Below are 25,463 nucleotides of genomic sequence, written 5' to 3'. Positions count from 1 at the left end.
AAGCTGGCTTTAATTGCAGTAGCTAACAAGCTACTGAAACAAGCATTTGCTATTGCTAAAGCACAATCAAAATATCAACAAGATTATTCAAAAAATATTTGCTTTTAAACACAGTTCATTCTGAGCGAGAGCGAAGAATCTTCTTCGAGCGATATGAGGCACGGAGATATATTCGGAATAGATTCTTCACTACGTTCAGAATGACAAAGAACTAAAAAAATAATGAGTTTTCTTAACCTCATACGAATAGCATTAAAGGCACTGCAACGTAATAAGTTGCGGGCATTCCTGACCATGCTCGGCATTATCATCGGCGTGGGTTCCGTTATCGCGATGGTGGCCATCGGGCAGGGATCGAAACAAAGTATTCACGATGCGCTGTCCAACATGGGTAGTAACATGATCACCGTTCAGCCTGCCAGTAACCTGAATGGCGGCGTGCGTATTGCGGGTACCAGTTTCCAGACACTTACTTCAAAAGATATTGTCGCCTTAAAAGCAAATGCCCAATACATTTCAGAAATATCGCCCGCAGTAAGCTCCCGTGGACAAGCTATTAACGGTGCACTTAACTGGCCGACACAAATGTCCGGCGTAGCCCCGGAATATTTGGATATCCGTAAATTAACACTGAAGGATGGCATCGCTTTTACCGAAAATGATGTACGTACCTCAGCCAAAGTATGCCTGATTGGGCAAACTGTGATCGATAACCTTTTCCCTAACGGCGAGAATCCTATCGGAAAAGTGATCCGTTTCGGCAATATCCCTTTCCAGATCATAGGCATACTTAGTCCAAAAGGGTTTAACGCTTTTGGTCAGGATCAGGATGATATATTAATTGCCCCATATACCACGGTGCAAAAAAGGATATTGGCTACTATTTATTATACCAACATCTATGCTTCAGCAGCAAACGAACAAGTAACCGATGCGGCTGTTACCGAGATGACCAATATACTGCGTGATTCTCATCGCCTGCGTGTCAGCGAGGATAATGATTTCACCGTACGTACCCAGCAGGAACTGATTGCTACGCTGAGTTCAACCAGTGGATTGCTAACCGTTCTGCTAACCGTTGTGGCAGGAATCTCGTTAGTAATCGGTGGTATAGGTATCATGAACATCATGTATGTTTCGGTAACAGAGCGTACCAAGGAGATTGGTCTGCGCATGTCCATCGGTGCGCGCGGGAAAGATATTATGATGCAGTTCCTGATGGAAGCTGTACTGATCAGCGTGACGGGCGGTGTTATTGGTGTACTGCTCGGCTTTGTATCGACCCAAATCGTTACGCTTACTTTGAAATGGCCGACAATCATTTCTGAATCGTCAGTGCTATTGTCATTTGTTGTCTGCGCAATGACGGGGATATTCTTCGGATATTACCCTGCGCAAAAGGCGGCGCGCCTTGACCCTATTGAAGCCTTACGTTACGAATAGTCAGTAGTGAATGGTGAATAGTGAGTGGTGAATCTCAACTCACTATTCACCACTCACCACCCTACTCATCCTTAAAAGTATCGTCAGCTATTCCGCTATTCACGGTAGCATCCTTCACTTCAAATTCTATCGGCTGACCGACAACTGTGGTCTTTTCGCTATAAGGAATCTTTACACCGTTTACATCTTGGTAATCTGACCAGTCATATATGGTGCTTCCGCCGGGGATGTCGATATATTGTCTAACCTTTAAGTTAGTCTGCGCGTCATAATAATATCTCATTTTCACGCCGTCCGGCTGGGTAACATATAGCAGGTAAACTAATTCGCCATTTACAACTTGTAACCTAGAGTCTAACTGTACCTTGTAACCTTTCTTTCCAAAATCAAGCTCAGGGAAAAGGTGAGTGCGCGCTCTCAGGTATTTTTTACTCAGTGTATCCAGCGGAACTTTGTTATTCATTTGTCTTAACAACACACTATCGCCGTTAATCACAATACGGTTCACAACCAAACTATTATAAGAAGGTGCAACCATATCCAGATAAACTTTGCCTGATGACTTATAGCGGCCTATCTTTTTAATAGGAACTCCCTGAATGTCGCCTTCAGAAGTAATGGTCAGGTCATCAACGCCTTTTACTTTACTTTCGCCACCTATCGCATCAAAATATTTATTCACGACTGTGCTTGCTGTTACACCTGGTTCAACCAATACGCTGCTGAATGAGTTATTATCAGGATCAATATCCGGTAATTTATGTTCAGGGTCAATGATCGCGTAAAGCACTTTTGAGGTTGATTTATATAGGAACGTCCATGTACCGCCGCGCTGCCATATTTCGGCCGGTAATTTTACTATGCCTGTTTTGCCATTTTCCTCTTTCACAAATACAGTAACCGGCAAAGCCATCTCTTCCTGGTTCTCCAAAGTAATCAGCGATCCTTTTTCAGGGTTGTTATTTACATATTCAATGCTCTTTACCGACTGATCCAGTTTCCAGGTAGTTGTAAACCATTCTTTCCAGAACCAACCTAAATCCTCTCCTGCTGCATTATCCATAGTATGGAAAAAGTCCCATGGTGTAGGGTGCTTAAAGGCCCAGCGTTTGATATAAGTACGGAAAGCATAATCAAAACGCTCTTTGCCTAATATCTGTTCACGCAAAATAGTTAATCCTAATGCGGGTTTATCATAAGCCGCATAACCTAAAAAATCAGCCTGGATCACATCCGGTATATTCATGATCGCGTCTGCATCCTGCGGGAACATGCCGGGTGCACCTTTTTGCTCATCACGTGGCTCATAATATTCGCCGTTATTAAATACTTTGGTATCTACCTGGTTGATAAAGGTATTGAAGCCTTCATCCATCCAGGCATATTTACGCTCGTTCGAACCGACGATCATCGGGAACCAGTTATGTCCAAATTCGTGATTGGTAACCTCCCATAATGCACCACCTTTGTTGTTTGATCCGCAGAAAACTATACCGGGATACTCCATACCACCTACATTACACGAAACATTGGTGGCAACCGGGTAAGTATATTCAAACCATTCGTTCGAGTAAAGCTCGATACATCCTTTTACGTATTCGGTCGATCTTCCCCAGGCTTCGTTACCGGCACTTTCAGCCGGGTAAACTGACTGCGCCAATACCTTTTTACCGCTTGGTAAATTAATTCGCGCTGCATCCCAAATAAATGCCCTCGAAGCTGCCCACGAAACATCGCGCGAATTTTTGCAGAAGAAATGCCAGGTTAAATTGGCCTTTTTAGGGTAAAAATCTTTATTACCTATTTCGGTGGAGTCTTTTATCGTTACAGTTTTATCACTGCCTTTTGCCGTTGCCAGTCTGCTGATAGTTTTAGGCGCTAATACTTCATTAGGGTTAACCAACTCGCCGGAACCTACCACAACTAAATCAGACGGCGCAGTGACAGTGAAATCAAAATCGCCATATTCCAAATAAAACTCTCCTGCACCCATGTAAGGAATTACGTTCCAGCCGGTGATATCATCATAAACTTCCATGCGGGGATACCATTGTGCTATTGCATATATCCAACCGTTTTTACTTTTCATACGTCCCATGCGGTCAGTGCCATACTCGGGGATATCAAAGGCATAATCAATTTTTATTTTGATCTGTTGGCCATTCCCACCTAATGAATTTTTAAGCTTGATCTGCAAACGGGTATCGGTTACAATATAATCCGCCTTTTCTTCTTTGCCATCTTTGCCAATAAGCGTGATCGATTTGATCTCATCACCGTTGGTAAACTCTTTTATTCCATTCCGGCCACCATCTACAGTGCTCGTCGCTGCCCCGCGGGAATCGGTCTTATAAATATTTTGATCTACCTGCAGCCACAGGAATGGCAGTGGACCGGGGCTATTATTAGTATAAGTAATAATATCTGTACCGATAACTCGGTGCTTAGCGGTATCAAGCGTGACATTTAATTTGTAATCTGCACGGTTTTGCCAGTATTTCGGTCCGGGGGCGCCGTTTTGGTTACGCTCGTCGCCGTTTTTCGGCGGATAGAACAAAGGATCAAATACTTTGTGCTGATCGTACTTTGGTGGAACAGTGTCTTGTGTGGTTTGTGCCTTTACCTGGCCCGCAATACCCAGCGCTAATAGGGTAATAATAACTTTTGTGAATCTCATGGTTATAGATAAAAGATGCAATATATTAAAAATCGGCAGCAATTTTCTAACGCATTTTACGTATCAAAACGGTACCGGTTTTTTTGTATTTTTGCACTCGTTTGGAAAATCTTGATTCAACATACATCCAATCGCATTCCCGATCAATGGATATATCAGTAGTAGTACCTCTGTTTAATGAAGTAGAATCGTTACCGGAACTTACATCGTGGATAAGCCGTGTAATGCTTGAAAACCGTTTCACTTATGAAATTATCCTGGTTGACGACGGAAGCAACGATGGCTCCTGGGATATGATCCTGAAACTGCAGCAAAGCAATCCATTTATCAGGGGTATTAAATTCAGGCGTAACTATGGTAAATCGGCAGCTTTGAATGTTGGTTTTGCAGCAACAAAGGGCCGCGTAGTAATTACAATGGACGCCGACTTACAGGATAGTCCCGATGAAATACCACAGCTTTACCGCCGCATTACTGAGGATAATTATGATCTGATATCAGGCTGGAAAGCCAAACGCTACGATCCCATTACAAAGACTATCCCTACCAAACTGTTTAATGCTGCAACCCGCCGCATGTCGGGTATAAAAAATCTGCATGATTTTAATTGCGGGTTGAAAGCATATCGCAGCACGGTGGTTAAAAACATCGAAGTATATGGCGAAATGCATCGCTACATACCGGTGATTGCTAAATGGGCGGGTTTTTCAAAAATAGGCGAACAAATTGTGGAGCATCGTGCACGCAAATATGGTAAAACCAAGTTCGGGATGAGTCGTTTTGTGAATGGCTTTTTAGACCTGCTGTCTATATTTTTCGTCGGTAAATTCGGCAAACGGCCGATGCACTTTTTTGGCAGCTTTGGTGTTTTGAGCTTCTTCACCGGTCTCATCATCGCTATCTGGATGATCTGCGAAAAGCTTTATTCCATCGCACACAACCAGCATTACCGCGATATCACTACGCAACCGCTGTTTTATATTGCGCTTGTGGCTATCATATTAGGTTCGCAGCTGTTTTTAACCGGGTTCGTAGCCGAACTGGTATCCCGGAGCTCGCACGACCGTAATCATTACCAGGTAGAGGAAACAATTTAACGAGATTTGAGATATTAGATATGAGATTTGAGACTTTAAAATCTTCGGAGACTTTCTCGTTCAATTTAATAATCCTGAACTTTTCTTCGGATCTTCTATCTCATATCTCAAATCTCAAATCTCACATCTAAAAACAAAGAATGCTTTTTTCCATTATCATCCCTTTATACAATCGTCCACAGGAAATAAAAGAATTACTGGATTCGCTTACAGTTCAGACTTACAGGAATTTCGAAGTGCTGGTTTTGGAAGACGGTTCAATAAATGATGCAGCGGATATCGTCAAGACTTTTGAGGACAAACTGAATGTCCGGTACTTTGTAAAAAAGAACGAGGGCCAGGGTTTTACCCGCAATTATGGTTTCGAGCGCGCTAAGGGTGATTACTTTATCATTTTCGATTCAGATTGTCTTATCCCGGCTGATTACCTGCAGATAGTAAACGACCACCTAAAAACCAATTGGCTGGATGCTTATGGAGGTCCGGATGACGCGCATCCGTCGTTTACCCCGGTGCAGAAAGCCATCAGTTACTCCATGACCTCCCCTTTTACAACAGGAGGTATCCGAGGTAACAAAAAAGCGCTAGGGCAATTCCATCCGCGCAGCTTCAATATGGGTGTTTCGCGCAAGGTTTGGAAAACTGTTGGAGGCTTTATTATTACGCGTTCTGGCGAGGATATTGAATACAGTATCCGTATTCATTCGGCGGGGTTTAAAATAGGTTTGATACCCGACGCTAAAGTATATCACAAGCGACGTACAAGTTTTTTTCAGTTTTATAAACAGCTCCATTTTTTTGGCCGGGCGCGCATTAACGTATACAAATTCTTCCCTTCCGAACTGAAGGCTTTGCACTTTTTCCCGGCCACTTTTACGCTTGGAATTTTCTTTTCCCTGATAGCCAACATTTTGGCATGGCCTATCGCTATGTTGTGTAACTTTGCATACGCCCTGTTCGTTTTGTTGATATTTTTCCACTCCTGGTGGAGAAACAAGTCGGTAAAAGTTGCATTTTTGAGCGTTATTGCCGCCTTCACACAACTAATCGCCTATGGGTTTGGATTTATGCAGGATTTTTGGAAGCGCGTCGTATTAAAAATATCGTAAGCCGAGTATGTACCACCCCTTTTCCGTTTTAGATATTCTTAAGACTTCCTGGTATCTGTTCAAAAGGAATTTTATCACCATTATCGTCTTTTCGGTCATATCCTTTATCCTGCTATCTCTGTTGGGTATACTCATCGAAATAATCATAGCCCCAGAAGCTTTTGCAGGTACAATGGTGGTATCATTTCTGCTTATACTAACACAGGCCTATACTACTTTGGGCTTATATAAACTCATTTTTACGCTCATTGATAGCGAGTTTTATGAATTTGAATTTAAGCAGGTCATACCGGGCTTTAAAATGATAATAAGCTACCTTGCAGTGGCATTTATTCTTGCCTTTATCATTACCAATTTTGCGGTTTTGGTTGATTATTTGGAGAAGTATCCGGTAGTTGATAACGTTGTTAAAGCTGTCGGCGTAATCGTTGCACTTTACTTTTTTTTGAGGATCATGTTCTTCAATACCTTTATTGTTGACGACCATTCCGGCCCGATTGAATCGATGAAGCAAAGTTTCCGGCTAACTAAGGGTTATTTGCTAAAAGTACTGGTTATATTGGGTATAATATTGTTATGCATCGGCGTTCCGGCTAAGATATCACAATACTATCCCCTTGTCTCTATTGCCATCATGTTCACCTATCCTTTTGTGAACATAATACTTGCTGTTACTTATCGTAAACTGGTTTACAGTCACCAGGATGTGGATGACGACTTTAATGAAACGAATTGAGCGATGGGATTAAAGGCTGCACTGAGTAAAGTATTCGCCGCCCTGGTGAATAAGGATTTGGATAACATCCGGAAAAACTCCGTCGCACTACAGCAAAAAACCTTCCAGCATCTAATTTCAAGCGCAAAAAATACGGCCTTCGGGAAGGATCATCATTTTGAGACGATCAACTCTTATGAAGATTTCAAAAGACAAGTCCCAATCAGGGACTATGAAGACCTGCGACCATATATCGACAGTGTAACTCATGGCGATCCGGATATTTTGTGGCCCGGCAAACCTGAATACCTTGCTAAAACATCAGGCACAACATCCGGCATAAAATATATCCCCATCTCCAAAGAAAGCATGCCCGAGCACATCAAAGCTGCACGAAATGCACTATTAAGCTATATACATGAAACTGGTAAAGCAGAATTTGTAGATGGAAAGATGATTTTTCTGCAGGGCAGTCCGGTTTTGAGTAAAAAGGCTGGTATTTCTGTAGGTCGATTATCAGGCATTGTAGCCAACCTCGTCCCCAAATATTTACAAAAGAACCGTTTGCCAAGCTACACCGTAAATTGCATTGAGGACTGGGAACAAAAAGTGGACGCCATTGTCGAAGAAACACTTCATGCAGATATGCGCCTGATATCAGGCATACCACCCTGGTGCCAGATGTATTTCGATAGATTGGCAGCAAAAACAGATGGCAAGAAAATAAAAGACATCTTCCCAAATTTCAAGCTATTTGTATATGGTGGTGTAAATTTTGAACCCTATCGCGCACGGATCGAAGAAAGCATTGGCTTTAAAATAGATTCCATTGAAACCTACCCCGCTTCCGAAGGTTTTATCGCATTCCAGGATTCGCAAAAAGAAAAGGGACTGCTATTGCTGACGGATTCAGGAATGTTCTATGAATTTGTCCTGGCAGAAGAGTTTTTTAATGAAAACCCAACCCGGTTAAGTTTGCAGGATGTAGAGTTGGATAAAAACTATGCCTTGATATTGAATACTACCGCCGGTTTGTGGGGGTACAGCATTGGCGACACGATAAAATTTGTATCTAAAGATCCGTATCGCATTGTCGTAACAGGACGGATAAAACATTATATATCCGCCTTTGGTGAGCATGTTATAGGTGAAGAGGTAGAACAAGCACTGATGACTGTAGCAAATGAAGAGGGTATTGATATTGTTGAGTTTACTGTTGCACCACAAGTGAACCCAGCAAAGGGCGAATTGCCTTATCACGAATGGTTCATCGAGTTTGGCAAAAAGCCAACCGATATGAAAGCCTTTGCGTTAAAAGTAGATAAGGCGTTGCAAAAGAAAAATATTTATTATTTTGACCTGATTGAAGGTAACATTTTACAACCTTTGATCATCCAAAGCCTCGCGAAAGATGCATTTATTAACTATATGCGTTCGCAGGGCAAATTGGGCGGCCAGAATAAAGTCCCACGATTATCCAATGACCGGAAAATCGCGGACGAGTTGAAAGAATATATAATAAGATAGCGTCATTGCGAGGAACGAAGCAATCCCAAACTATACAGGGCGGATTTGCTAATTGGGGATTCCTTCGTTCCTCGCAATGACGTGGCTGATATACAAAATGTATAAATCGGAAAGTAATATAAAGAATATAGCTATACTCGGTTCGACGGGTAGTATAGGCACCCAGGCATTGGAAGTGATTTCTGAGAATCCTTCCCTATTCAATGCTTATGTGCTGACTGCCCAAAATAACGCCGAACTACTAATACAACAATCCCTGAAATTCAGACCTGCTTATGCGATCATTTGTAATGAAAAATACTATGAGCGCGTAAAGGAAGCTCTTTCCTCGACTGAAGTAAAAGTATTAGCAGGTATCGAGGCGATAAAGGATATCGTTACCAATCCTGCCATAGATATGGTACTTACAGCGATGGTCGGTTTTGCGGGACTGGAGCCTACAATCAATGCCATAAAAGCGGGTAAAGACATCGCGTTAGCAAACAAAGAAACTTTAGTAGTTGCCGGTGAATTAATAACCGATTTGGCTAAACAGCATAACATTAATATTCTTCCTGTTGATTCGGAGCACTCGGCAATTTTCCAATGTTTGGTGGGTGAAGAGCATCATACTATTGAAAAAGTTATTATTACAGCTTCAGGAGGTCCGTTCAGGGGTAAAAGCCTGGAATATCTGGCAGGTGTAACCCGTGAGGACGCACTGAAACACCCTAACTGGGTAATGGGCGCTAAGATCACCATTGATTCAGCTTCTTTGATGAACAAAGGGTTGGAGGTGATGGAGGCCAAATGGTTGTTTGATCTGGATATTGAGCAGATTGATGTTATTGTTCATCCACAATCCATTATCCATTCGATGGTGCAATTTAAGGACGGTTCCATCAAAGCGCAAATGGGCGTGCCTGACATGAAGCTGCCGATACAATACGCCCTCGCCTATCCCGGCAGGATTGAAAACAATTTCAAGCGGCTCGACTTTATTAATTATCCCAATCTGACTTTTGAGAAACCTGACATAAAGACATTTCGTAATCTTGCATTCGCGTTTGAGGCTTTAAAACAAGGCGGAAACATGCCATGCATCATCAATGCGGCCAATGAAATTGCCGTGGCAGGCTTTTTGAACAACGGCCTTAGCTTTTTAGCGATGAGCGATGTAATTGAAGAATGCATGCTGAAAGTTGGCTATCAGGCCAAACCAAAGCTGGAAGATTATTTGAATACTGATAAAGAAACACGCATTTTTGCGCAAAATTTAATTAAACAAATTCCGTTAAGGACATTTACAAATTGATAAATTAAGGAATGAGCATAGTGATCATGGTGGGCCAGTTGCTGCTGGGCCTTTCAATTCTGGTAATATTGCATGAGTTTGGCCACTTTATAGCGGCGCGTGCCTTTGGCATCAAGGTGGAGAAATTCTACCTGTTTTTTGACGCCTGGGGTGTGAGCCTGTTCAAATTCAATTATAAAGGTGTTGAGTATGGTATCGGCTGGCTGCCTTTGGGTGGCTATGTAAAAATTGCCGGTATGATCGACGAATCGATGGATACCGAACAAATGGCAGGCCCACCGCAACCGTGGGAGTTCCGCTCAAAACCGGCATGGCAGCGATTGATCGTGATGCTAGGTGGTATTACGGTAAATATCATATTAGGTATCCTGATATTTTGGGTACTTACCCTGAAATATGGCGAAACCCAAACGCCAAATGATAACCTGAAATACGGTATAGCACCAGGCATTGTTGGTAAAAAGATCGGTCTGCAGCCCGGCGATAAGATCACAGCGGTAAACGGCAAACACATCGAATATTTTGACGAATTGTTAAGCTCAAAAGTATTGCTGGGCAACAGTGTTCTGACCGTTGAACGTGGTGATAAAGAGGTTTCGATTACTGTACCAGGTACCATTCTGAATGATCTGTCTGATTATGGTATAGCAGAATTCGTAAAACCAAGAGTAAAATTTGCGTTAGATGTTATATCACCTAACAGCGGTGCTCAAAAAGCTGGCTTGGCCAAAGGGGATAGTATTATAGCCATTAACGGACAGAAAACGCCGTTCTTTGATGAAGTGCAATCTTCCTTACAGGGTTATAAAAACAAACAGGTAGAATTAACTATCTGGCATAATAACGTTACCCGTCAGCAACAGGCGCAGATATCTAAAGACGGCACACTGGGCTTCCTTCCTAAACCAACCTTGCCGGAAGATACTACTATCCATTTTGGTTTATTTGGTTCACTACCTGTTGGTGCATCAAAAGCATGGGACCAATTTGCTGGCCAATCTAAGGCGCTAAGCAAGATATTCACCGGCCAGCTTAAAGCTCGTAAAGCAATCTCAAGCCCTATAGGTATTGCGGTAATGTTTGGGAGCCATGTGGATTGGGTGCGTTTTTGGAACCTGGTAGGTTTATTGTCAATGGTGTTAGCATTGATGAACCTGCTTCCTATTCCGGCATTAGACGGCGGTCATGCCCTTTTCCTGCTGATCGAAATGATAAAAGGTAAACCGTTAAGTGATAAATTCCTTGAAAGAGCGCAGATCGTTGGCTTTGTATTGCTTATCTGCCTGATGGTATTCGCTTTCGGGAATGATATTGTAAAACAGATTGTGAAGAAATAGAGTGGTTGAATGGTGAGTGGTTAAGTGGTTGACTGATTCAACACCAAATAAAAGGCGGCCCGATTGATTAATCGGGCCGCCTTTTATTTAATACCTGTACCGAATCAAACAGTTGAGGAATCCGGAGTATTATAAGTTGAAGGCTCTTTCTTAAGGATGGCCGCTCCAATCAAACCAACTATAACGCCAAGAATAGCGTAGACGAACACTGTACCAACCGCACCAAAAATCGCCCCGTACTTTTTAGCAATATCCATTGCCTGATCGATCTGATCACTAGATAATTTACCACCTTCGGCCATGGTTTGTCTTTGTTGATCGAGCGCCTGTGCAAATACCTCAGGACTTAAAACCGAAAGATAAATATATACGAATATCGCAGTTAATACCCCGGCAAAGATCCCGTATAATAGCCCAGTGACAAAGGCCTCGCCAAATTTGATGTAGCCGCCCAATTTATCTCTGTGTTCCTTTTGCGCCAAAAGCAAAAAAATGATAAGAGCTACATACGTAACATACTTTACAGGGGAGTTAATACTAAGTTTTGCTACCTCAGATGCATAGGTAATTACGATAGCTACTAATACGTAGATCAAAGACCATTTAATAGCTACTTTGGCCGAACTTGGCGCTGCTGCTTGTTCCATTTTGAGTGATTTAGTTTGATAATTTACTCTAATATACTAATTAGATATGATCAAATACCCCGTCTGGTCAGGAACAATCAACAAATAAACTTACTCCGGATTGTTTTGTACGCTACTTATAGTGACGGTATCATAACCCCTTGCAGGCCTTTTGAACAGCGCTCCAAAGATCAGGGCAATAATAAATATGAAGATGATGGATATAAGTTGTGACTGTATCTCTTGCCCTACAGTAATCTTATCCTGTGTTTCAAATTGGCTTTTAATTTCCTTTTGTTTTTCGGCGATCTGTTGAGCATTGGCACCACTCTTTTTTAAGGCAATGGGCGTTGCGTCGAGCAATACATTTTCAATCTTGGTGCTCATTTGCGGCTCGATCACCCTGGCAAATAGCTGGTCCCTGCCAATGAAAATGATAAAGTAGGCGACAAGAAACATTATAAATATACCCGATGTTGCTACTCTGAAATTCCATTCCCATTTCATTTCGGCCCTCAGCTTGTAAACCATGATAATAGCGCATGGTATGGGCAGAATAATGGAGAAAACATAAGGCACACCGATCACCCCGAGCGGAGATTTTACAATGGTAGTAATAAGGTAAAAGCTGATAATATTAAAAGCCAGCAGGACCAGTCCTAATATTAAACCATTGATTATCGAATACTTTTTTAAATCCCTGCTGATAACTATTCCCATCTAAATCTTAATTAAAACTGATCAATATCTCTAACACTGCCATATCAAAATCTTTTTCAGCGGCATTGGCGGCTATTTTTTCTTTCTCATACTCACCTGCTGCTGTTCCATGGAAAAAGCACATCATTGGATAAAATATCTCTTTGATCTCTGAATCGTCCGGCAGCGCTTTAGCTGCACGACTAATTTCTGATACCTGACTTTCCATCAAAATCTGGTTTTCGATCACAGGCTCGTAAATGCGGTATTCGTCCTGGAACTCATCTTCATCAACCAGCAAAAACTCTTTCAGGTAATCGCTTAACTCCGGTTCAATGTCTTCGTCTTCACATTCGTTCAGGTAAAGTAACAGGTTCAATAATTCTGTTCCCCTATCTAAAGTTTCTTCTTCTATCTCTTCCCATTCCTGTGACTCCAGGTAATCTTCTTCCAGCTTCTTTACATCAGCGCTGAAGAAATTCACCATCAGCAGATCAAAGAACACTTCGCGCAGCGATTCAATGTTAGGATTATCATCAAACACTTCATCCATCATATCTGCCTTGCTCAAAAAGTCTTCTTCTGATGCAAATACATCCTGGAACCTGGCGATTAGAGATGCGCTATCGAAATTGTTGTAATGCGAGAAAGCGGTCAAAGCAGCTTTCAAAGCTGACTCTATTTTGGGATCGATCATAGCTTAAGATTTAAATTGCTTATTGTTGTTATATGTTAACAAAACTGAGCCCTTAAGTTTTTTCCCGATGAAAGGAGAATTATAAGATTTCGACTTATTGTTCGATTTGTCGTATGTCCACTCTGCGTTTTTATCCAGTACCACCAAGTTCGCTTCTTGTCCTTCAGCTATCACAGGAACTTCCACATTTAATATTTTACGCGGATTGATGGACATCTTTTCGATGATTGTCTCCAGGCTTAATCCGGCTTCAAGTGCAGTTGCAAAAGCTGTTTGCAGGCTGATCATACCAAATTCAGCCACCTCGAATTCTACATTTTTAAACTCTACCTCATGCGGCGTATGTTGAGATACGATAGCATCAATGGTACCATCTTTTAAGCCTTTCAATAAGGCTTTTACATCTTTTTGTGTGCGTAATGGCGGCTTCACTTTGTATTGACTGTCAAAGCCCATCAAAGCCTCGTCAGTCAACAGTAAATGGTGAACTGCAACATCGCAAGTCACTTGCAAGCCTTTCTTCTTCGCTTCACGAATCAGGTCGACCGAACGCTCGGTTGATATGGTACTAAAATGTATTCTGGATTCTGTGTATTCAGCTAAGTACAGGTCGCGTGCTACCATCAATTCTTCGGCTAGTGAAGGAATACCCTTCATGCCTAATAGTGTGCTTACCTCGCCTTCGTGAACTTTTGCTTTTCCGGCAATGGCGGTATCTTCAGGATAAGACAAAACCAGTGCATCAAACCCTTTGGTATATAAAAGCGCACGCTCCATCAAGCCTGCATCCTGTACCGGACGGTTACCGTCGGTAAATGCTTTTGCACCGCTTTGATACATATCATACATCTCGGCGAGGTCTTTTCCTTCTCTTTTGTATGAGATAGCGCCCAAAGGATAAAAATCAACCAGGTTATTTTTTGCCCGGTTCATCAGGTACTCGATCTCTGCTTTTGAATGAATCGGGGGTTGGGTATTCGGCATTAAAGCTACGCCTGTAAAACCACCCGCAGCAGCAGCCCGGGTCCCGGTATACAAATCTTCCTTTGTTTCCAGGCCAAGCTCGCCTATATTACAGTTCAGATCAAAAAAACCGGGAGCAAGGTATTTGCCCTTGGCGTCAAAAGTTTCGTGATCAGAAGTAATAGTCGGGGCAATTTTGGTGATGTGTCCTTTTTCGATCAATACATCAACAACTTGCTGGTTAAAGGGCGAACCCGGGTCAGAAATAGTTGCAGATTTGATAAGCAAATTCATTAGCGCTGCTTTAAGAATGGAATATTTGCGATTTATGACAAGCTTGAAAGCTGCTGTTTTTCAGGCTTGTAGAACCTGATGAGCAATATTTCGGCTGCCAGAAAAATCAATGCCAAAATTATACAAAGTTTCCATAATTGAAGGCCAAAATTTAAATCGGATACTTCGCCTTTTATCGAGCCTTGTCCCAGCTGCCAAACATTACCTGCTTGCGGGAATATTTGCTTCAATGTACCGGCATCCAGGTAGCTCATGTCAGACTCTTTACGATTATCATTAAATGCCAGAACTGCCAATGTGCTGTCCTGCTTTTTCAATTCGTAATTGCCGGTTTGCTGTAACTGGTCAGATATATATAGCAGTGTACTTCCTTCCTGCTGCCTCACATCCGGAATAATGCTTTGATCGCCTTTTATCAGTTTTAGAATCTGTTTTTCACTGCTTTGAATTGGCGGCACTTCTATGCTTTCATCCTCGCCTAGGGTATAAAATAGAGGCTGATCGTGGCCGCTTAATAAAGCAATACGGAACATTACCGGAACCAGCAATGCATGACGTTGGAGATTGCTAAAATCGTCATTCAGGGCAACGGCTGATACATAAACCTTGCCTTTGCCACTGTTATACCCTGTCCAGAAAGGCTGTTTACCGGGCAACTCCATCAGGCTTTCGCCCTTACCTGAACCAGAGCTCAACTGATAATATTTCTTTATCACAGGCAAATCAGGGTTTTCAGGATAGGATTCAAAAATATTTTTGAAGACCGGGTTATGCAGGTTGATTGCTGATACCTTAGTATTTTCAGTTACCAGCTTATCGGGATAGGCAGCGCCTATAGACTGCAAAAAGGTCTTATTATTTACCAGATCAGCATCAACAGATGGGAAAAACATCAAAGTGCCGCCTTTGGAAACATAGGTATGTAGTTGTTGAGCCAATCCGGTAGAAATTGTCTTCACATCGCTTAAAACAATTAGCGGATAGATATTCAAAGCTGCATAATCTACATTACCATCATCCGCTTGTTTGGCTGCAAAAAACGGGTCGGTATCAAATACCGCTTTCAGGAACAGATTGGGTGTTTCGCCATAAATTAACAGAACAGGCAATTGCTGCTGTACATTAAAGGTGAAGTAGAACTGATTGTCAAAAGTCACCGGGTTATCCTGTAATTGAATTTCAGCACGTTGCCATCCGCTTTGGAGGCCTGAGAAAGATAACGTATCATTTTGTACAGATCTCGGGTTGATGGTAAAGCTTCCCAATGCTTTTTGTTCTTTATTGATTAACAGCTTCAGCGGAATTCGTTCCGCTTTCTCTCCGGCATAATTATGCAAGCGAACTACCAGCTTTTCGCTTTCATTGGGGCGATGAACGGCAGTTAGCAACCAAACCGAGTCTACGGCCACATTGGACAATTCACTTGCTTTTAACTGAATCAGGTTAAAGTGTACTCCTTCATCCGATTTCACTGCTTTGCCATCAGTCATATTCTTCTGAAAATCAGATATTATATAATCGGATCGGAGAGCCTCTTTTTGGGTATTCAACAAACTTTGCTGACGATTAACGATCTGCTGCAAACCGCGGCTTTGTGGACTGATTTTTACTGCATCTACCGCATCATTAAATTCATCTCGACTCAATAAGCGTTGATGTTTGCCTTCAAAATCCTGTGTAAGCAATTGGAAGCGGTCATTGATACTATAGGCAGAAGCGATCTCCTTAGCCCGGCGTTTGGCTTCATCCAGCAAAGTTCCTTCCTTATTAAGAGTTTGCATGGAATAAGAATTATCTACAAAAATACTAACCACCTGTTGTTTGCCCGCATTGGTTGCATTTTTACCGGGAATAAAGGGACGCGCAAAAGCGAATATCAAAAATAATAAAGCCAGTAACCGGGATGCAAGGATCAGGCGTTCTTTTAGGTTTCGCCGCGAGGCCTGCTGCTCCTGGATCTCCTTCAAAAACTGCACATTGCTGAAATACACCTTCTGATACTTCCGGAAATTAAACAGGTGGATAATAACAGGAATAGCCAGCGATATTAATGCAAACAGGAAAACAGGATATAAAAAATGCATTACAAATGTGCGAATGTGCTGATTACAAATGTGCAAATTTATGTGCAAAATGCAGCTTTGACGATGAGTCTTTTGTTACCCTAAAACAATAAATAACCGGAATAACTTACTTATGATATGAAATGGCACATCGGTTGTTCAGGTTTTCATTATAAAGATTGGCGGGGGAAATTTTATCCTGAGAAACTGGCGATGAAAAACTGGTTCGATTATTACACTAAGTTTTTTGACACGGTCGAGCTGAATGTTACTTTCTATCGTTTCCCACAATTGTCGTTCCTTCAAAACTGGCATCAGAAAAGCCCTGAGCATTTCCGGTTTTCAGTTAAAGCACCTAAAGCGATCACACATTACAAACAATTTCATGATTCGGTTAGGATGATCACCGATTTTTATGAAACGATTAATAATGGCTTACAGGAAAAATTAGGCCCAGTGTTGTTTCAATTGCCGCCACGTTTAGCTTATGATGAGGAGCGTTTGGAACGTATCATCAACAATTTGAACCCGTCATTTAATAATGTGGTTGAATTTCGACATGAATCGTGGTGGAGAGATGATGTCTACAAGGCGCTTGCGGAGCGCAATATCACCTTCTGCGGAATGAGTCATCCAACATTACCTGATGATGTGATTATAAATACTTCAAATATCTATTACCGTTTTCATGGGGTGCCTGATCTTTATCGCTCACCTTATTCAAAAGAATTCTTGCAAGGTGTAGTTAACGCGGTCAAAAGCAACAACAAGGTTAAAACAGGCTGGTTCTATTTCAACAATGACTTTGATGCGGTCGGGGTACGAAATGCTGAAGACATGATTGCATTAATTGTCTGAATCATCACTATCCTGCTTCTTGTGGTGCTTTTTCTTCTTTTTGCTGGTCTTTTTTTCTTCGGTATGCGTCTTCGATTTTTTCTTTGAAGTAGTCTCTTTCTTTTCAGACTTAGAAGAAGATTTAGATGAGGTAATTGACCTAGTTGATTTGGTATCAGCGGTCGTTTTATTGTCAGTAGAATCAGTACTGAGTTGCTTTACGGTAAAGTTATTTCCCCGCAGGCCATATTCCAGTATTCGTTTTTGCCCAGTTGGCTTAGCGTCTTTGCCATTCCCATCATAGATCGGGAATTCGCGCATAAACTTACCTTCCTTGATGTAGAAATTATCATCGCCATGATAACCCTTACGTTGCGAGCTGGTCAGTCTTGGAAAATCCAGTTTATTGGCTCTGCTGTTGTTAAACTCGAAGGCGTAAATGGTGGCATAATTAGCCGTATCTTTTGCTTTGGCTTGAATTAGTATCTCCGGGTTGCCGTCCAGGTCCATATCTGAATTGTAAACATCAACTATCGAGCCATCCAAATCACCGGTAGTAGTCGTATATTTTTTGCCTGAGGAATCAGAGTGCAGTATCAGAAACGAACCCTGAGTAGTCGATCCTCTGCCCCAGCTTAGTACATCATAATCCTCTCCGGGTGAAACTTCAACCAGTTTATGAAAACGGAACGGATCTGCAAAATCCACTTTCTTTGCCGGAGCGGCAGGTGCTGCCACTTTCTGTTCCTGCTGGTTACAAGCTGATGCCATTACAAGGCATCCGATCAATGCAAATAAATAAAACCCTCTCATTCTTTCAATTAGTGAATTAGCGAATGAGTGAATTAGCGAATATTTCAATCAATCATTCACTAATTCACTCATTCACTAATTAGTTATATAGTGCGTCAGGCGATAATTCGCCTTTAGGTTTACCCGGTACGGTCATATACACTTTCAACGCGCTCACCGAGCCAATATCGAAATATTTTAACATAAACTTATGATAACCTTTTTGTAATGCTACGGCGCCGCCTTGTTCGGCTACGGGGTGTTTACCATCGTTGTTTACCACCGGCTGATCGTCAATAACCAATACTGACCCATCATCAGAGCGCGTCGAAAACTGGTAAAGGCCATCAGCATCAATACGTATAAAACCGTTGTATATTACGCCAAAGCCCGGATTATTCTTTTTCAATATAGCCGGGTTAAAGCTTTTTGCAATGCCACTATCGATCACGGCAGCCTTCGAGAGGTCGCCGGTATTATCAAAAGTGCCCTGCATAAACTGGTATTTCAGTCCTTGTGAGTTGCCCTGGTAGGCTACCGGAGCTAACAGGCCCTTGTTATATACCGTGGTATGAGTTACCTGGCTTTGCTTACCTGTCGGGGTGATCACAATAGTTTTTAACTCACGGTACTGATCTTGCGGCACATTATAAGTCATCGGCTTGCTGTACTCGATGTCTGTCTCACGCGGGGTATAGCCATCAATAGTGTAATATACTTTAGCGCCTGCTACAGGTGATTTAAGAGCTACATTTAGCGAGCTGCCAAAAATAATGGTATCCTGCGGTGTGTTTATTGCTAAAGGAACACGATAATCGTAATTATTTTTATCCAGGTAAGCTAACTGAACCGGCAGACGAACTTCAGAGAAATCTTTAAAGTTCTTATTTGCTAAAGGCGTCCATGCCACTTCTGACAAGGCCAGCAAACGCGGGTACAGCATGTATTCTACTTTTGATTCAGTTGGAATATATTCTGTCCACAAGTTGGCCTGCACGCCCATGATGAATTTCTGTTGGTCGGGCGTTAATACAGCAGGAGTAGGATTATAGCTATAAGTAGCTGATAATGGTGAATATCCGCCAATACCTAATGGCTCTCCGCTACGGCTTTGCGCATGATCCAGGTACAAACCACCGCTGCTTGGGGTCATGATCACTTTATGACCTTGACGTGCTGCCGCGATACCGCCTGCTTCTCCACGCCAGCTCATCACAGTCGCATTCGGCGATAAGCCACCTTCCAGTATCTCGTCCCAGCCGATAATGCTGCGACCTTTTGAGTTCACAAATTTTTCAATGCGCTGAATGAAATAGCTTTGCAACTCTTCTTCATTCTTCAACTTTAACTTTTTGATGAGCTTCTGGCAGAATGCTGATTGTTTCCAGGCATCTTTTGGCACTTCATCGCCACCTATGTGTATGTATTTGCTCGGAAATAGTTCCATTACCTCGGTCAATACATCTTCCAGGAAATCAAATGTTTTATCCGATGGGCAATACACGTCTTTAACTACACCCCAGGTTTCGTATGTCTTATAAGTTTTGCTTGGATCGCAGCTTAATTCCGGGTATGCAGCCAAGCCAGCCATAGAATGGCCCGGCATTTCAATTTCAGGAATAACGGTGATGTATCTGTCAGCTGCATATTTTACTACTTCACGAATCTGATCCTGGGTATAAAAACCACCGTATGGCGTATTATCAAACTGTTGAGGGGTGCGATCATGATAATTACCGATTACAGTCTGCGCACGCTGACTGCCAATTTCAGTCAAACGGGGATATTTCTTTATCTCGATGCGCCATCCCTGGTCGTCGGTCAGGTGCCAGTGAAAAGTATTCAGTTTATAATAAGCCATCATGTCGATGGTCTTTTTAACAAATTCGACAGAGAAGAAATGGCGGCACACGTCCAGCATAAAACCCCTGTATCCGAAACGCGGATAATCTTCAATCTGCGTGCAAGGTAATTTTATCGTTGCGCCATGATCAGTCGGAATTAATTGCAGCAAAGTTTGTATTCCGTAAAATAAGCCCGACCCTTTACCGGCAACAATGACCTGCTGCGGAGTGATCGTTAAGCGATAACCCTGATCAGGTAACCCTTCTGTGCCTTTTTCTGTAAAAACGATAGAATTGGCTATGCTTTCACCAGTATTTAATTTTGCCTCATTACGAAGGTTCAGTTTGCCATGCAAGTATTCGGTAAAGAATTGTACTGCTTTATTATTCAAGCTATCAGTAAGCAACGCAGTCTGCTGACTTAAAACAAACTCACCAGAAGTTTTTTTAACTGAAACCGGGGCCGGAACGATACCCATATAAGGATCGGCATCCTGGGCATTGGCGTTTAAACCTAAACAAAGCAAAAGAATTGAGATAGACAGCGCAATATTTTTATACATAATTACTTATACGGAAATATAAGGCGGTGAAGTTAAAAGATTTTGCATAATAGTGTAAGTAATACATGTAAAAAAGTGGATATAGGTTGTAGAAGTTATAAATGTTGAAAGGGTTATAACCCGTGCAATTTATCTGGTGTACACAAATCTGTTGTTATCAAGTTTGAAGTGATTCGTACGCCCAACCACTACAACTTCTACAACCACTACAACGTCTTCAACTAACTAAACAAAAAAGCCATTCGCTTTAAACGAATGGCTCCGATTTATTTCTTTGCAGGTTTGGTTTCTGCAGCCGCAACTGCTTCAACCTTCTTTTTTAACTTGTGCGGCCGCTTTTTCCCGTATGAACCTATTGCAATTTTTCCTTTTTTTGATTTTTGATCGCCTTTTCCCATGGTATTATGATGTTTATGAATTGTTAATCAATAATACGCTTTTTTGTTTGAAAATTGTGATTTGTTAATCAGTGATCAGTTAATCAGTGACTAGTTATCAGAATCTTCCTGGTTAACTGATTACCGGTTAACTGGTCACTACTACGCCGTCACCTCATGCTCTTTCGATGCTAAATAGCGTTCGGCATCAATGGCCGCCATACAACCTGTTCCGGCTGCGGTAACTGCCTGGCGATAAACATGATCCTGTGCATCGCCACATGCAAAAACGCCTTCAATGTTTGTTTTGGATGAACCTGGTATAGTTTTGATGTAACCTGTTTCATCCATATCGATCCAACCTTTAAATATCTCAGTATTCGGGTGGTGACCGATAGCAACAAAGAAGCCGGTCACATCCAGTGTGTTTTCTTCACTAGTTTTATTATTGATCGTTTTAACGCCAGTAACTACTTGACCGTCGCCTACGATCTCTTTGGCTTCGGTATTATAAATCACTTCGATATTATGGGTATTCAACACACGGTGCATCATGGCTTTTGATGCCCGGAATTCATCGCGACGAACCAGCATATATACTTTGCGGCATAGTTTAGCCAGGTAAGTCGCTTCTTCTGCAGCAGTATCACCGGCACCAACGATAGCCACATCCTGACCACGGAAAAAGAAGCCGTCACATACCGCACAGGCCGATACGCCAAAGCCATTATATTTTTGTTCAGATTCTAAACCCAACCATTTAGCAGATGCGCCAGTTGAAATAATCACAGTTTCGGCAATAATAGTCTTCGTTTCATCAACGATCACTTTATGCGGAGGTCCTGAAAAATCAACTGAGGTTACATAACCAAAACGTATATCGGTACCCAGGCGTGAGGCCTGTTTTTCAAAGTTCTCCATCATGGCAGGACCTTGAATACCATCAGGATATCCTGGATAATTTTCAACCTCAGTAGTTTGGGTAAGCTGACCGCCAGCTAATAACCCCGTATATAAAACTGGTTTCAGATCGGCGCGGGCGGCATAAATAGCAGCAGTGTAACCGGCTGGGCCAGAGCCTATGATAAGGCATTTTACATGTTCAATCTCTTGTGACATCAGATTATTTTAAAAAACACAAATCTAACAAAAAAGCGGATTTTATTAGTCAGGCAGCCGTAAAATCAACTACTTGCCCGTATTCGCTTTCAATACTCTGATAAAATTGCCACCCAGTATTTTATCGATATCAGCCTGCGAATAGTTCAGTTTCAGCAACTCTTCGGTGATTTTCGGATAGTCAGCCACATCATCCATGCCTTGAGGATATGATTCTGCACCGTCGAAGTCAGAGCCGATACCAACGTGGTCTACTCCAATGAGTTTAACAATATAATCAATGTGTTTAATGAGCAAACTCAACGGCGGGCGGATTTGATCAGATTCGGATTTATAAATGGCATTCAGGCGGATATTGGCCAAATCGTGGTCATGATAAATCTGTATAAGTGAATCCAATTCAGCATGATGCTTATGCAAAAAGCGCGACACTTTATGCATATAACTACTATCCACAAAACCGCTGTAAAAATTCACAAATACAACTCCGCCGTTTTTGGCCAGTGCCTTTAATTGCGCATCCTTCATGTTACGTTGGTTGGGGTTCAAAGCATACGCACAACTATGAGATGCAATAACCGGTTTAGTCGAAGTAGTGATGACATCATAAAAGGTCTGCTCACCAACATGTGATACATCTACCATCACACCTAACTCATTTAAATGGCGAACGATCTGCTTGCCGTAATCTGTTAAACCAATGTGTTTTAATGTATCGCGGTGATGTGTTTCGTCCCGGGCAGAGGTCGCCCACGAAGTGCTATTGTTCCAGGTAAGGGTAAGATAACGCATTCCGCGTTTGGCAAGGGCGTCGATGTAATCCATTCTGTCCTCAATCATATGGCCTCCTTCCACGCCGATCATCGCAGCAAATTTCTTTTGAGCGACTGCCTTCTCCAGCTCTTCCGCATTACGCACCAGCATCATTTTACCGGGATTGCGTTTGATCAGTGCATCCAAAGAATCAATCTCCCTATTGGCAAATTTAAAAGCCGTTCCTTTACCATAATCCTCACCGCACCAGATGGAAAAAACCTGCACATCCAGTCCGCCCTCTTTAGCACGCACCAAATCGAAATTACCTGTCGACTGGCGCTTGGACAGATCAAGTTTGGTGATCAGTTCATTGGAGATCACGTCATTATGGGTATCAACAAGTATAGCTTTGTCATGAATTTCACGCGCATTTTGGGCGTATGTGTTGATGGTAAAAAACAATGAAAACAATAGCAGCAGTTTTTTCATGAATGAAAGGTAGGTAATTGAATGTAGAGACACAATACTTTGTGTCTCCGGTCATCGCGCCTCCAGGGACGCAAAGTATTGCGTCTCTACCTGGTCAATTGATAAATGATCAATCCAAACGAGAAAAACACAAGACACACTCCGGATATAACAAACACTTCCCATACCAATGGGCTCTCAGCCTTTACGCCTGCAGTGATGAGGTGTTTACGTTCCCGTTGCCGTGTTATTCCTAATGCGATAAATAATAAGCCGCCTGTAGCAGCAATAACTTCATGATACATGTGGGGGTATTATTGCTTTTTTCTGCTAACATGGGTGGGCATCATTTTGTTGTATTAACAACCTGATATTTTGATGTGTAGCAAAAGTTTTACAGTCAGTGATCAGTTAACCGGGGATCAGTTAATCAGTGACCGGTGACCTGTTAATCAGGCAATATCAAACTGACCAATCCCTGATTAACCGGTTAACTGATAACCGGTCACTACCCTCAAGTCTGTATAACCCCCACATTAAACTGTTTTTCAATCGGTGCGTGATTTGCCGCTTCGATACCCATGGATATCACTTTGCGTGTTTCGAGGGGATCGATGATGCCATCTACCCAAAGACGGGCGGCGGCGTAGTAGGGTGTGGTTTGGTAATTATAACGATCGGTGATCTGCTTCAGCAATTCTTCTTCTTTTTTTGCGTCTACCTCCTCGCCTTTTGCTTTCATAGCCGACTCCTGTATTTGTAATAAGGTTTTGGCTGCCTGAGCACCACCCATTACCGCAATTTTTGCAGAAGGCCAGGCGTAGATTAATCGCGGATCATAAGCTTTGCCGCACATGGCATAATTGCCTGCACCATACGAATTACCTACAATAAAAGTAAACTTAGGCACAACTGAATTGGCTACAGCATTCACCATTTTTGCGCCGTCTTTAATGATGCCGCCTTGTTCCGAACGGCTGCCTACCATAAAGCCCGTTACATCCTGCAAAAAAACCAGGGGTATCTTCTTTTGATTACAGTTCATAATGAAGCGGGTAGCTTTATCTGCCGAGTCCGAATAGATAACGCCACCAAACTGCATCTCGCCTTTTTTAGACTTAATCACCTTACGCTGATTGGCCACGATACCCACCGCCCAGCCATCAACCCGGCCTAAACCACAGATAATAGATTGCCCGTACCCTTCCTTATATTCCTCAAAATCAGAGTCATCCAAAAGTCTATTAATTATTTCCTTCATATCGTATGGTTTCTCCCGATTGTCGGGTAAAATGCCATAGATATCTTTTTCATTCTGTTTCGGAGCAACAGGTTCTACCCTGTCGAACCCGGCTTTGGTGTAGTCGCCTACCATGCTCATGATATTGCGGATCGAATCGAGGCAGGCCTGATCGTTAGGCTGCTTATAATCTGTCACACCGGATATTTCGCAGTGCGTGGTTGCTCCGCCGAGGGTTTCATTGTCCACGTCTTCGCCTATGGCTGACTTTACAAGATATGATCCTGCCAGGAAAACCGAACCAGTGCCATCTACAATCATCGCTTCGTCGCTCATAATTGGTAGATAAGCTCCGCCTGCCACACAGGAACCCATAATAGCCGCAATCTGAACGATACCCGAGCTACTCATGATGGCATTATTCCGGAAGATGCGCCCAAAGTGTTCTTTATCCGGAAAAATCTCATCCTGCAGAGGTAGATACACTCCAGCAGAATCAACCAGATAAATTATGGGTAATCTATTCTCTATAGAAATTTCCTGCGCACGCAGGTTCTTTTTTGCCGTAATGGGAAACCACGCCCCTGCTTTTACAGTAGCATCATTCGCAACGATGACACATTGGCGGCCAGATACATAACCGATACCACACACCACGCCACCTGACGGGCAACCACCATGTTCGGCATACATCCCATCTCCCACAAAAGCGCCAATTTCCAACCAGGGTTTATCTTTATCAATAAGGTATGACACTCTTTCACGGGCAAGCATTTTGCCCTTTTCTTTTTGTTTGGCAGCCGCCTTCTCCCCGCCCCCTGCATACACTTTTTTGAGCCGCACTTGCAGATCGTAAACCAGCTGCTTATTTATATCTTCATTTTTATTGAATTCGATGTCCATGGGTGTTAGTGATTGGTTAATCC

The 25,463-nt window shown here is 42.4% G+C and carries 21 protein-coding genes and 1 pseudogene; 9 read left to right on the top strand and 13 right to left on the bottom strand.

Annotated elements, in window-relative coordinates:
• A pseudogene (locus VIM89_RS23090) lies at positions 1-108 on the top strand (IS110-like element ISCaa14 family transposase); the annotation flags it as partial.
• A gap of 114 nt (positions 109-222) precedes the next feature.
• Entirely contained in the window at positions 223-1,443 is a 1,221-nt protein-coding gene (locus tag VIM89_RS23085) for an ABC transporter permease (protein WP_488158552.1), read from the top strand.
• Positions 1,444-1,504: 61 nt separating this feature from the next.
• Here VIM89_RS23085 and VIM89_RS23080 read toward each other — a convergent pair whose 3' ends face one another.
• Positions 1,505-4,120: a M1 family metallopeptidase gene (locus VIM89_RS23080; RefSeq protein WP_488158551.1), complete on the bottom strand. Its 2,616-nt coding sequence runs from the start codon at positions 4,118-4,120 to the stop codon at positions 1,505-1,507.
• A gap of 146 nt (positions 4,121-4,266) precedes the next feature.
• Between VIM89_RS23080 and VIM89_RS23075 the strand changes: the two genes are divergently transcribed.
• The 6 genes from VIM89_RS23075 (at position 4,267) to rseP (ending at position 11,199) form a co-directional block, all read left to right on the top strand.
• Positions 4,267-5,217 carry a glycosyltransferase family 2 protein gene (locus tag VIM89_RS23075; RefSeq protein ID WP_488158550.1) on the top strand — a complete coding sequence of 317 codons (951 nt, stop codon included), beginning with the start codon at positions 4,267-4,269 and terminating at the stop codon, positions 5,215-5,217.
• Positions 5,218-5,357: 140 nt separating this feature from the next.
• A complete protein-coding gene (locus VIM89_RS23070; protein ID WP_488158549.1) occupies positions 5,358-6,326 on the top strand; it encodes a glycosyltransferase family 2 protein in 969 nt (322 codons plus the stop codon).
• 7 nt (positions 6,327-6,333) lie between these two features.
• The gene (locus tag VIM89_RS23065) at positions 6,334-7,062 is read left to right on the top strand and encodes a DUF7847 domain-containing protein (protein WP_488158548.1); all 729 of its coding nucleotides are present in this window, start codon (positions 6,334-6,336) and stop codon (positions 7,060-7,062) included.
• 3 nt (positions 7,063-7,065) lie between these two features.
• The gene (locus VIM89_RS23060; RefSeq protein ID WP_488158547.1) at positions 7,066-8,568 is read left to right on the top strand and encodes a GH3 auxin-responsive promoter family protein; all 1,503 of its coding nucleotides are present in this window, start codon (positions 7,066-7,068) and stop codon (positions 8,566-8,568) included.
• 76 nt (positions 8,569-8,644) lie between these two features.
• The gene (locus VIM89_RS23055) at positions 8,645-9,862 is read left to right on the top strand and encodes a 1-deoxy-D-xylulose-5-phosphate reductoisomerase (RefSeq protein ID WP_488158546.1); all 1,218 of its coding nucleotides are present in this window, start codon (positions 8,645-8,647) and stop codon (positions 9,860-9,862) included.
• Positions 9,863-9,873: 11 nt separating this feature from the next.
• Complete coding sequence (rseP, locus tag VIM89_RS23050; protein WP_488158545.1) at positions 9,874-11,199, top strand: RIP metalloprotease RseP; 1,326 nt, start codon at positions 9,874-9,876, stop codon at positions 11,197-11,199.
• A gap of 104 nt (positions 11,200-11,303) precedes the next feature.
• Here rseP and VIM89_RS23045 read toward each other — a convergent pair whose 3' ends face one another.
• The 5 genes from VIM89_RS23045 to VIM89_RS23025 form a co-directional block, all read right to left on the bottom strand.
• Entirely contained in the window at positions 11,304-11,846 is a 543-nt protein-coding gene (locus VIM89_RS23045) for a DUF4199 domain-containing protein (RefSeq protein WP_488158544.1), read from the bottom strand.
• Positions 11,847-11,936: 90 nt separating this feature from the next.
• The gene (locus VIM89_RS23040; protein ID WP_488158543.1) at positions 11,937-12,545 is read right to left on the bottom strand and encodes a DUF4199 family protein; all 609 of its coding nucleotides are present in this window, start codon (positions 12,543-12,545) and stop codon (positions 11,937-11,939) included.
• Between the two features lie 7 nt (positions 12,546-12,552).
• A complete protein-coding gene (locus VIM89_RS23035) occupies positions 12,553-13,221 on the bottom strand; it encodes a hypothetical protein (protein WP_488158542.1) in 669 nt (222 codons plus the stop codon).
• A 3-nt stretch (positions 13,222-13,224) separates the two neighbouring features.
• Positions 13,225-14,478 carry a dihydroorotase gene (locus VIM89_RS23030; protein WP_488158541.1) on the bottom strand — a complete coding sequence of 418 codons (1,254 nt, stop codon included), beginning with the start codon at positions 14,476-14,478 and terminating at the stop codon, positions 13,225-13,227.
• Positions 14,479-14,510: 32 nt separating this feature from the next.
• Positions 14,511-16,562 (bottom strand): BatA domain-containing protein, encoded by a 2,052-nt coding sequence (locus tag VIM89_RS23025; RefSeq protein ID WP_488158540.1) that lies wholly within the window; start codon positions 16,560-16,562, stop codon positions 14,511-14,513.
• A 117-nt stretch (positions 16,563-16,679) separates the two neighbouring features.
• Here VIM89_RS23025 and VIM89_RS23020 point away from each other — a divergent pair, with 117 nt between their 5' ends.
• Positions 16,680-17,399 carry a DUF72 domain-containing protein gene (locus VIM89_RS23020; protein ID WP_488158539.1) on the top strand — a complete coding sequence of 240 codons (720 nt, stop codon included), beginning with the start codon at positions 16,680-16,682 and terminating at the stop codon, positions 17,397-17,399.
• Here VIM89_RS23020 and VIM89_RS23015 read toward each other — a convergent pair.
• The 7 genes from VIM89_RS23015 to VIM89_RS22985 form a co-directional block, all read right to left on the bottom strand.
• Positions 17,388-18,191 carry a hypothetical protein gene (locus tag VIM89_RS23015; protein WP_488158538.1) on the bottom strand — a complete coding sequence of 268 codons (804 nt, stop codon included), beginning with the start codon at positions 18,189-18,191 and terminating at the stop codon, positions 17,388-17,390. The two genes, VIM89_RS23020 and VIM89_RS23015, sit on opposite strands and share 12 nt — an antisense overlap.
• 79 nt (positions 18,192-18,270) lie before the next feature.
• Complete coding sequence (locus tag VIM89_RS23010; protein ID WP_488158537.1) at positions 18,271-20,577, bottom strand: family 20 glycosylhydrolase; 2,307 nt, start codon at positions 20,575-20,577, stop codon at positions 18,271-18,273.
• 266 nt (positions 20,578-20,843) lie between these two features.
• The gene (locus tag VIM89_RS23005) at positions 20,844-20,975 is read right to left on the bottom strand and encodes a 30S ribosomal protein THX (protein WP_488158536.1); all 132 of its coding nucleotides are present in this window, start codon (positions 20,973-20,975) and stop codon (positions 20,844-20,846) included.
• A 141-nt stretch (positions 20,976-21,116) separates the two neighbouring features.
• Complete coding sequence (trxB, locus tag VIM89_RS23000; RefSeq protein ID WP_488158535.1) at positions 21,117-22,073, bottom strand: thioredoxin-disulfide reductase; 957 nt, start codon at positions 22,071-22,073, stop codon at positions 21,117-21,119.
• Between the two features lie 69 nt (positions 22,074-22,142).
• Positions 22,143-23,318: a dipeptidase gene (locus VIM89_RS22995; protein WP_488158534.1), complete on the bottom strand. Its 1,176-nt coding sequence runs from the start codon at positions 23,316-23,318 to the stop codon at positions 22,143-22,145.
• 86 nt (positions 23,319-23,404) lie between these two features.
• Positions 23,405-23,602: a hypothetical protein gene (locus VIM89_RS22990; RefSeq protein ID WP_488158533.1), complete on the bottom strand. Its 198-nt coding sequence runs from the start codon at positions 23,600-23,602 to the stop codon at positions 23,405-23,407.
• A gap of 209 nt (positions 23,603-23,811) precedes the next feature.
• Positions 23,812-25,440 (bottom strand): acyl-CoA carboxylase subunit beta, encoded by a 1,629-nt coding sequence (locus tag VIM89_RS22985; protein ID WP_488158553.1) that lies wholly within the window; start codon positions 25,438-25,440, stop codon positions 23,812-23,814.
• Positions 25,441-25,463 lie beyond the last annotated feature (23 nt).

Origin of the sequence: Mucilaginibacter sp. (assembly GCF_036568825.1) — a bacterium.
In the GTDB taxonomy this organism is placed as follows: Bacteria; Bacteroidota; Bacteroidia; order Sphingobacteriales; family Sphingobacteriaceae; genus Mucilaginibacter.
Note: the sequence above shows the minus strand (reverse complement) of the source record. Positions and strands in the feature narration are given on the sequence as shown.

Bases quoted from the DNA above. Each gene is read 5' to 3' on its own strand.
- VIM89_RS23085 (WP_488158552.1), top strand. From the start codon at position 223: ATGAGTTTTCTTAACCTCATACGAATAGCATTAAAGGCACTGCAACGT.
- VIM89_RS23080 (WP_488158551.1), bottom strand. From the start codon at position 4,120: ATGAGATTCACAAAAGTTATTATTACCCTATTAGCGCTGGGTATTGCG.
- VIM89_RS23075 (WP_488158550.1), top strand. From the start codon at position 4,267: ATGGATATATCAGTAGTAGTACCTCTGTTTAATGAAGTAGAATCGTTA.
- VIM89_RS23070 (WP_488158549.1), top strand. From the start codon at position 5,358: ATGCTTTTTTCCATTATCATCCCTTTATACAATCGTCCACAGGAAATA.
- VIM89_RS23065 (WP_488158548.1), top strand. From the start codon at position 6,334: ATGTACCACCCCTTTTCCGTTTTAGATATTCTTAAGACTTCCTGGTAT.
- VIM89_RS23060 (WP_488158547.1), top strand. From the start codon at position 7,066: ATGGGATTAAAGGCTGCACTGAGTAAAGTATTCGCCGCCCTGGTGAAT.
- VIM89_RS23055 (WP_488158546.1), top strand. From the start codon at position 8,645: ATGACGTGGCTGATATACAAAATGTATAAATCGGAAAGTAATATAAAG.
- rseP (WP_488158545.1), top strand. From the start codon at position 9,874: ATGAGCATAGTGATCATGGTGGGCCAGTTGCTGCTGGGCCTTTCAATT.
- VIM89_RS23045 (WP_488158544.1), bottom strand. From the start codon at position 11,846: ATGGAACAAGCAGCAGCGCCAAGTTCGGCCAAAGTAGCTATTAAATGG.
- VIM89_RS23040 (WP_488158543.1), bottom strand. From the start codon at position 12,545: ATGGGAATAGTTATCAGCAGGGATTTAAAAAAGTATTCGATAATCAAT.
- VIM89_RS23035 (WP_488158542.1), bottom strand. From the start codon at position 13,221: ATGATCGATCCCAAAATAGAGTCAGCTTTGAAAGCTGCTTTGACCGCT.
- VIM89_RS23030 (WP_488158541.1), bottom strand. From the start codon at position 14,478: ATGAATTTGCTTATCAAATCTGCAACTATTTCTGACCCGGGTTCGCCC.
- VIM89_RS23025 (WP_488158540.1), bottom strand. From the start codon at position 16,562: ATGCATTTTTTATATCCTGTTTTCCTGTTTGCATTAATATCGCTGGCT.
- VIM89_RS23020 (WP_488158539.1), top strand. From the start codon at position 16,680: ATGAAATGGCACATCGGTTGTTCAGGTTTTCATTATAAAGATTGGCGG.
- VIM89_RS23015 (WP_488158538.1), bottom strand. From the start codon at position 18,191: ATGAGAGGGTTTTATTTATTTGCATTGATCGGATGCCTTGTAATGGCA.
- VIM89_RS23010 (WP_488158537.1), bottom strand. From the start codon at position 20,577: ATGTATAAAAATATTGCGCTGTCTATCTCAATTCTTTTGCTTTGTTTA.
- VIM89_RS23005 (WP_488158536.1), bottom strand. From the start codon at position 20,975: ATGGGAAAAGGCGATCAAAAATCAAAAAAAGGAAAAATTGCAATAGGT.
- trxB (WP_488158535.1), bottom strand. From the start codon at position 22,073: ATGTCACAAGAGATTGAACATGTAAAATGCCTTATCATAGGCTCTGGC.
- VIM89_RS22995 (WP_488158534.1), bottom strand. From the start codon at position 23,318: ATGAAAAAACTGCTGCTATTGTTTTCATTGTTTTTTACCATCAACACA.
- VIM89_RS22990 (WP_488158533.1), bottom strand. From the start codon at position 23,602: ATGTATCATGAAGTTATTGCTGCTACAGGCGGCTTATTATTTATCGCA.
- VIM89_RS22985 (WP_488158553.1), bottom strand. From the start codon at position 25,440: ATGGACATCGAATTCAATAAAAATGAAGATATAAATAAGCAGCTGGTT.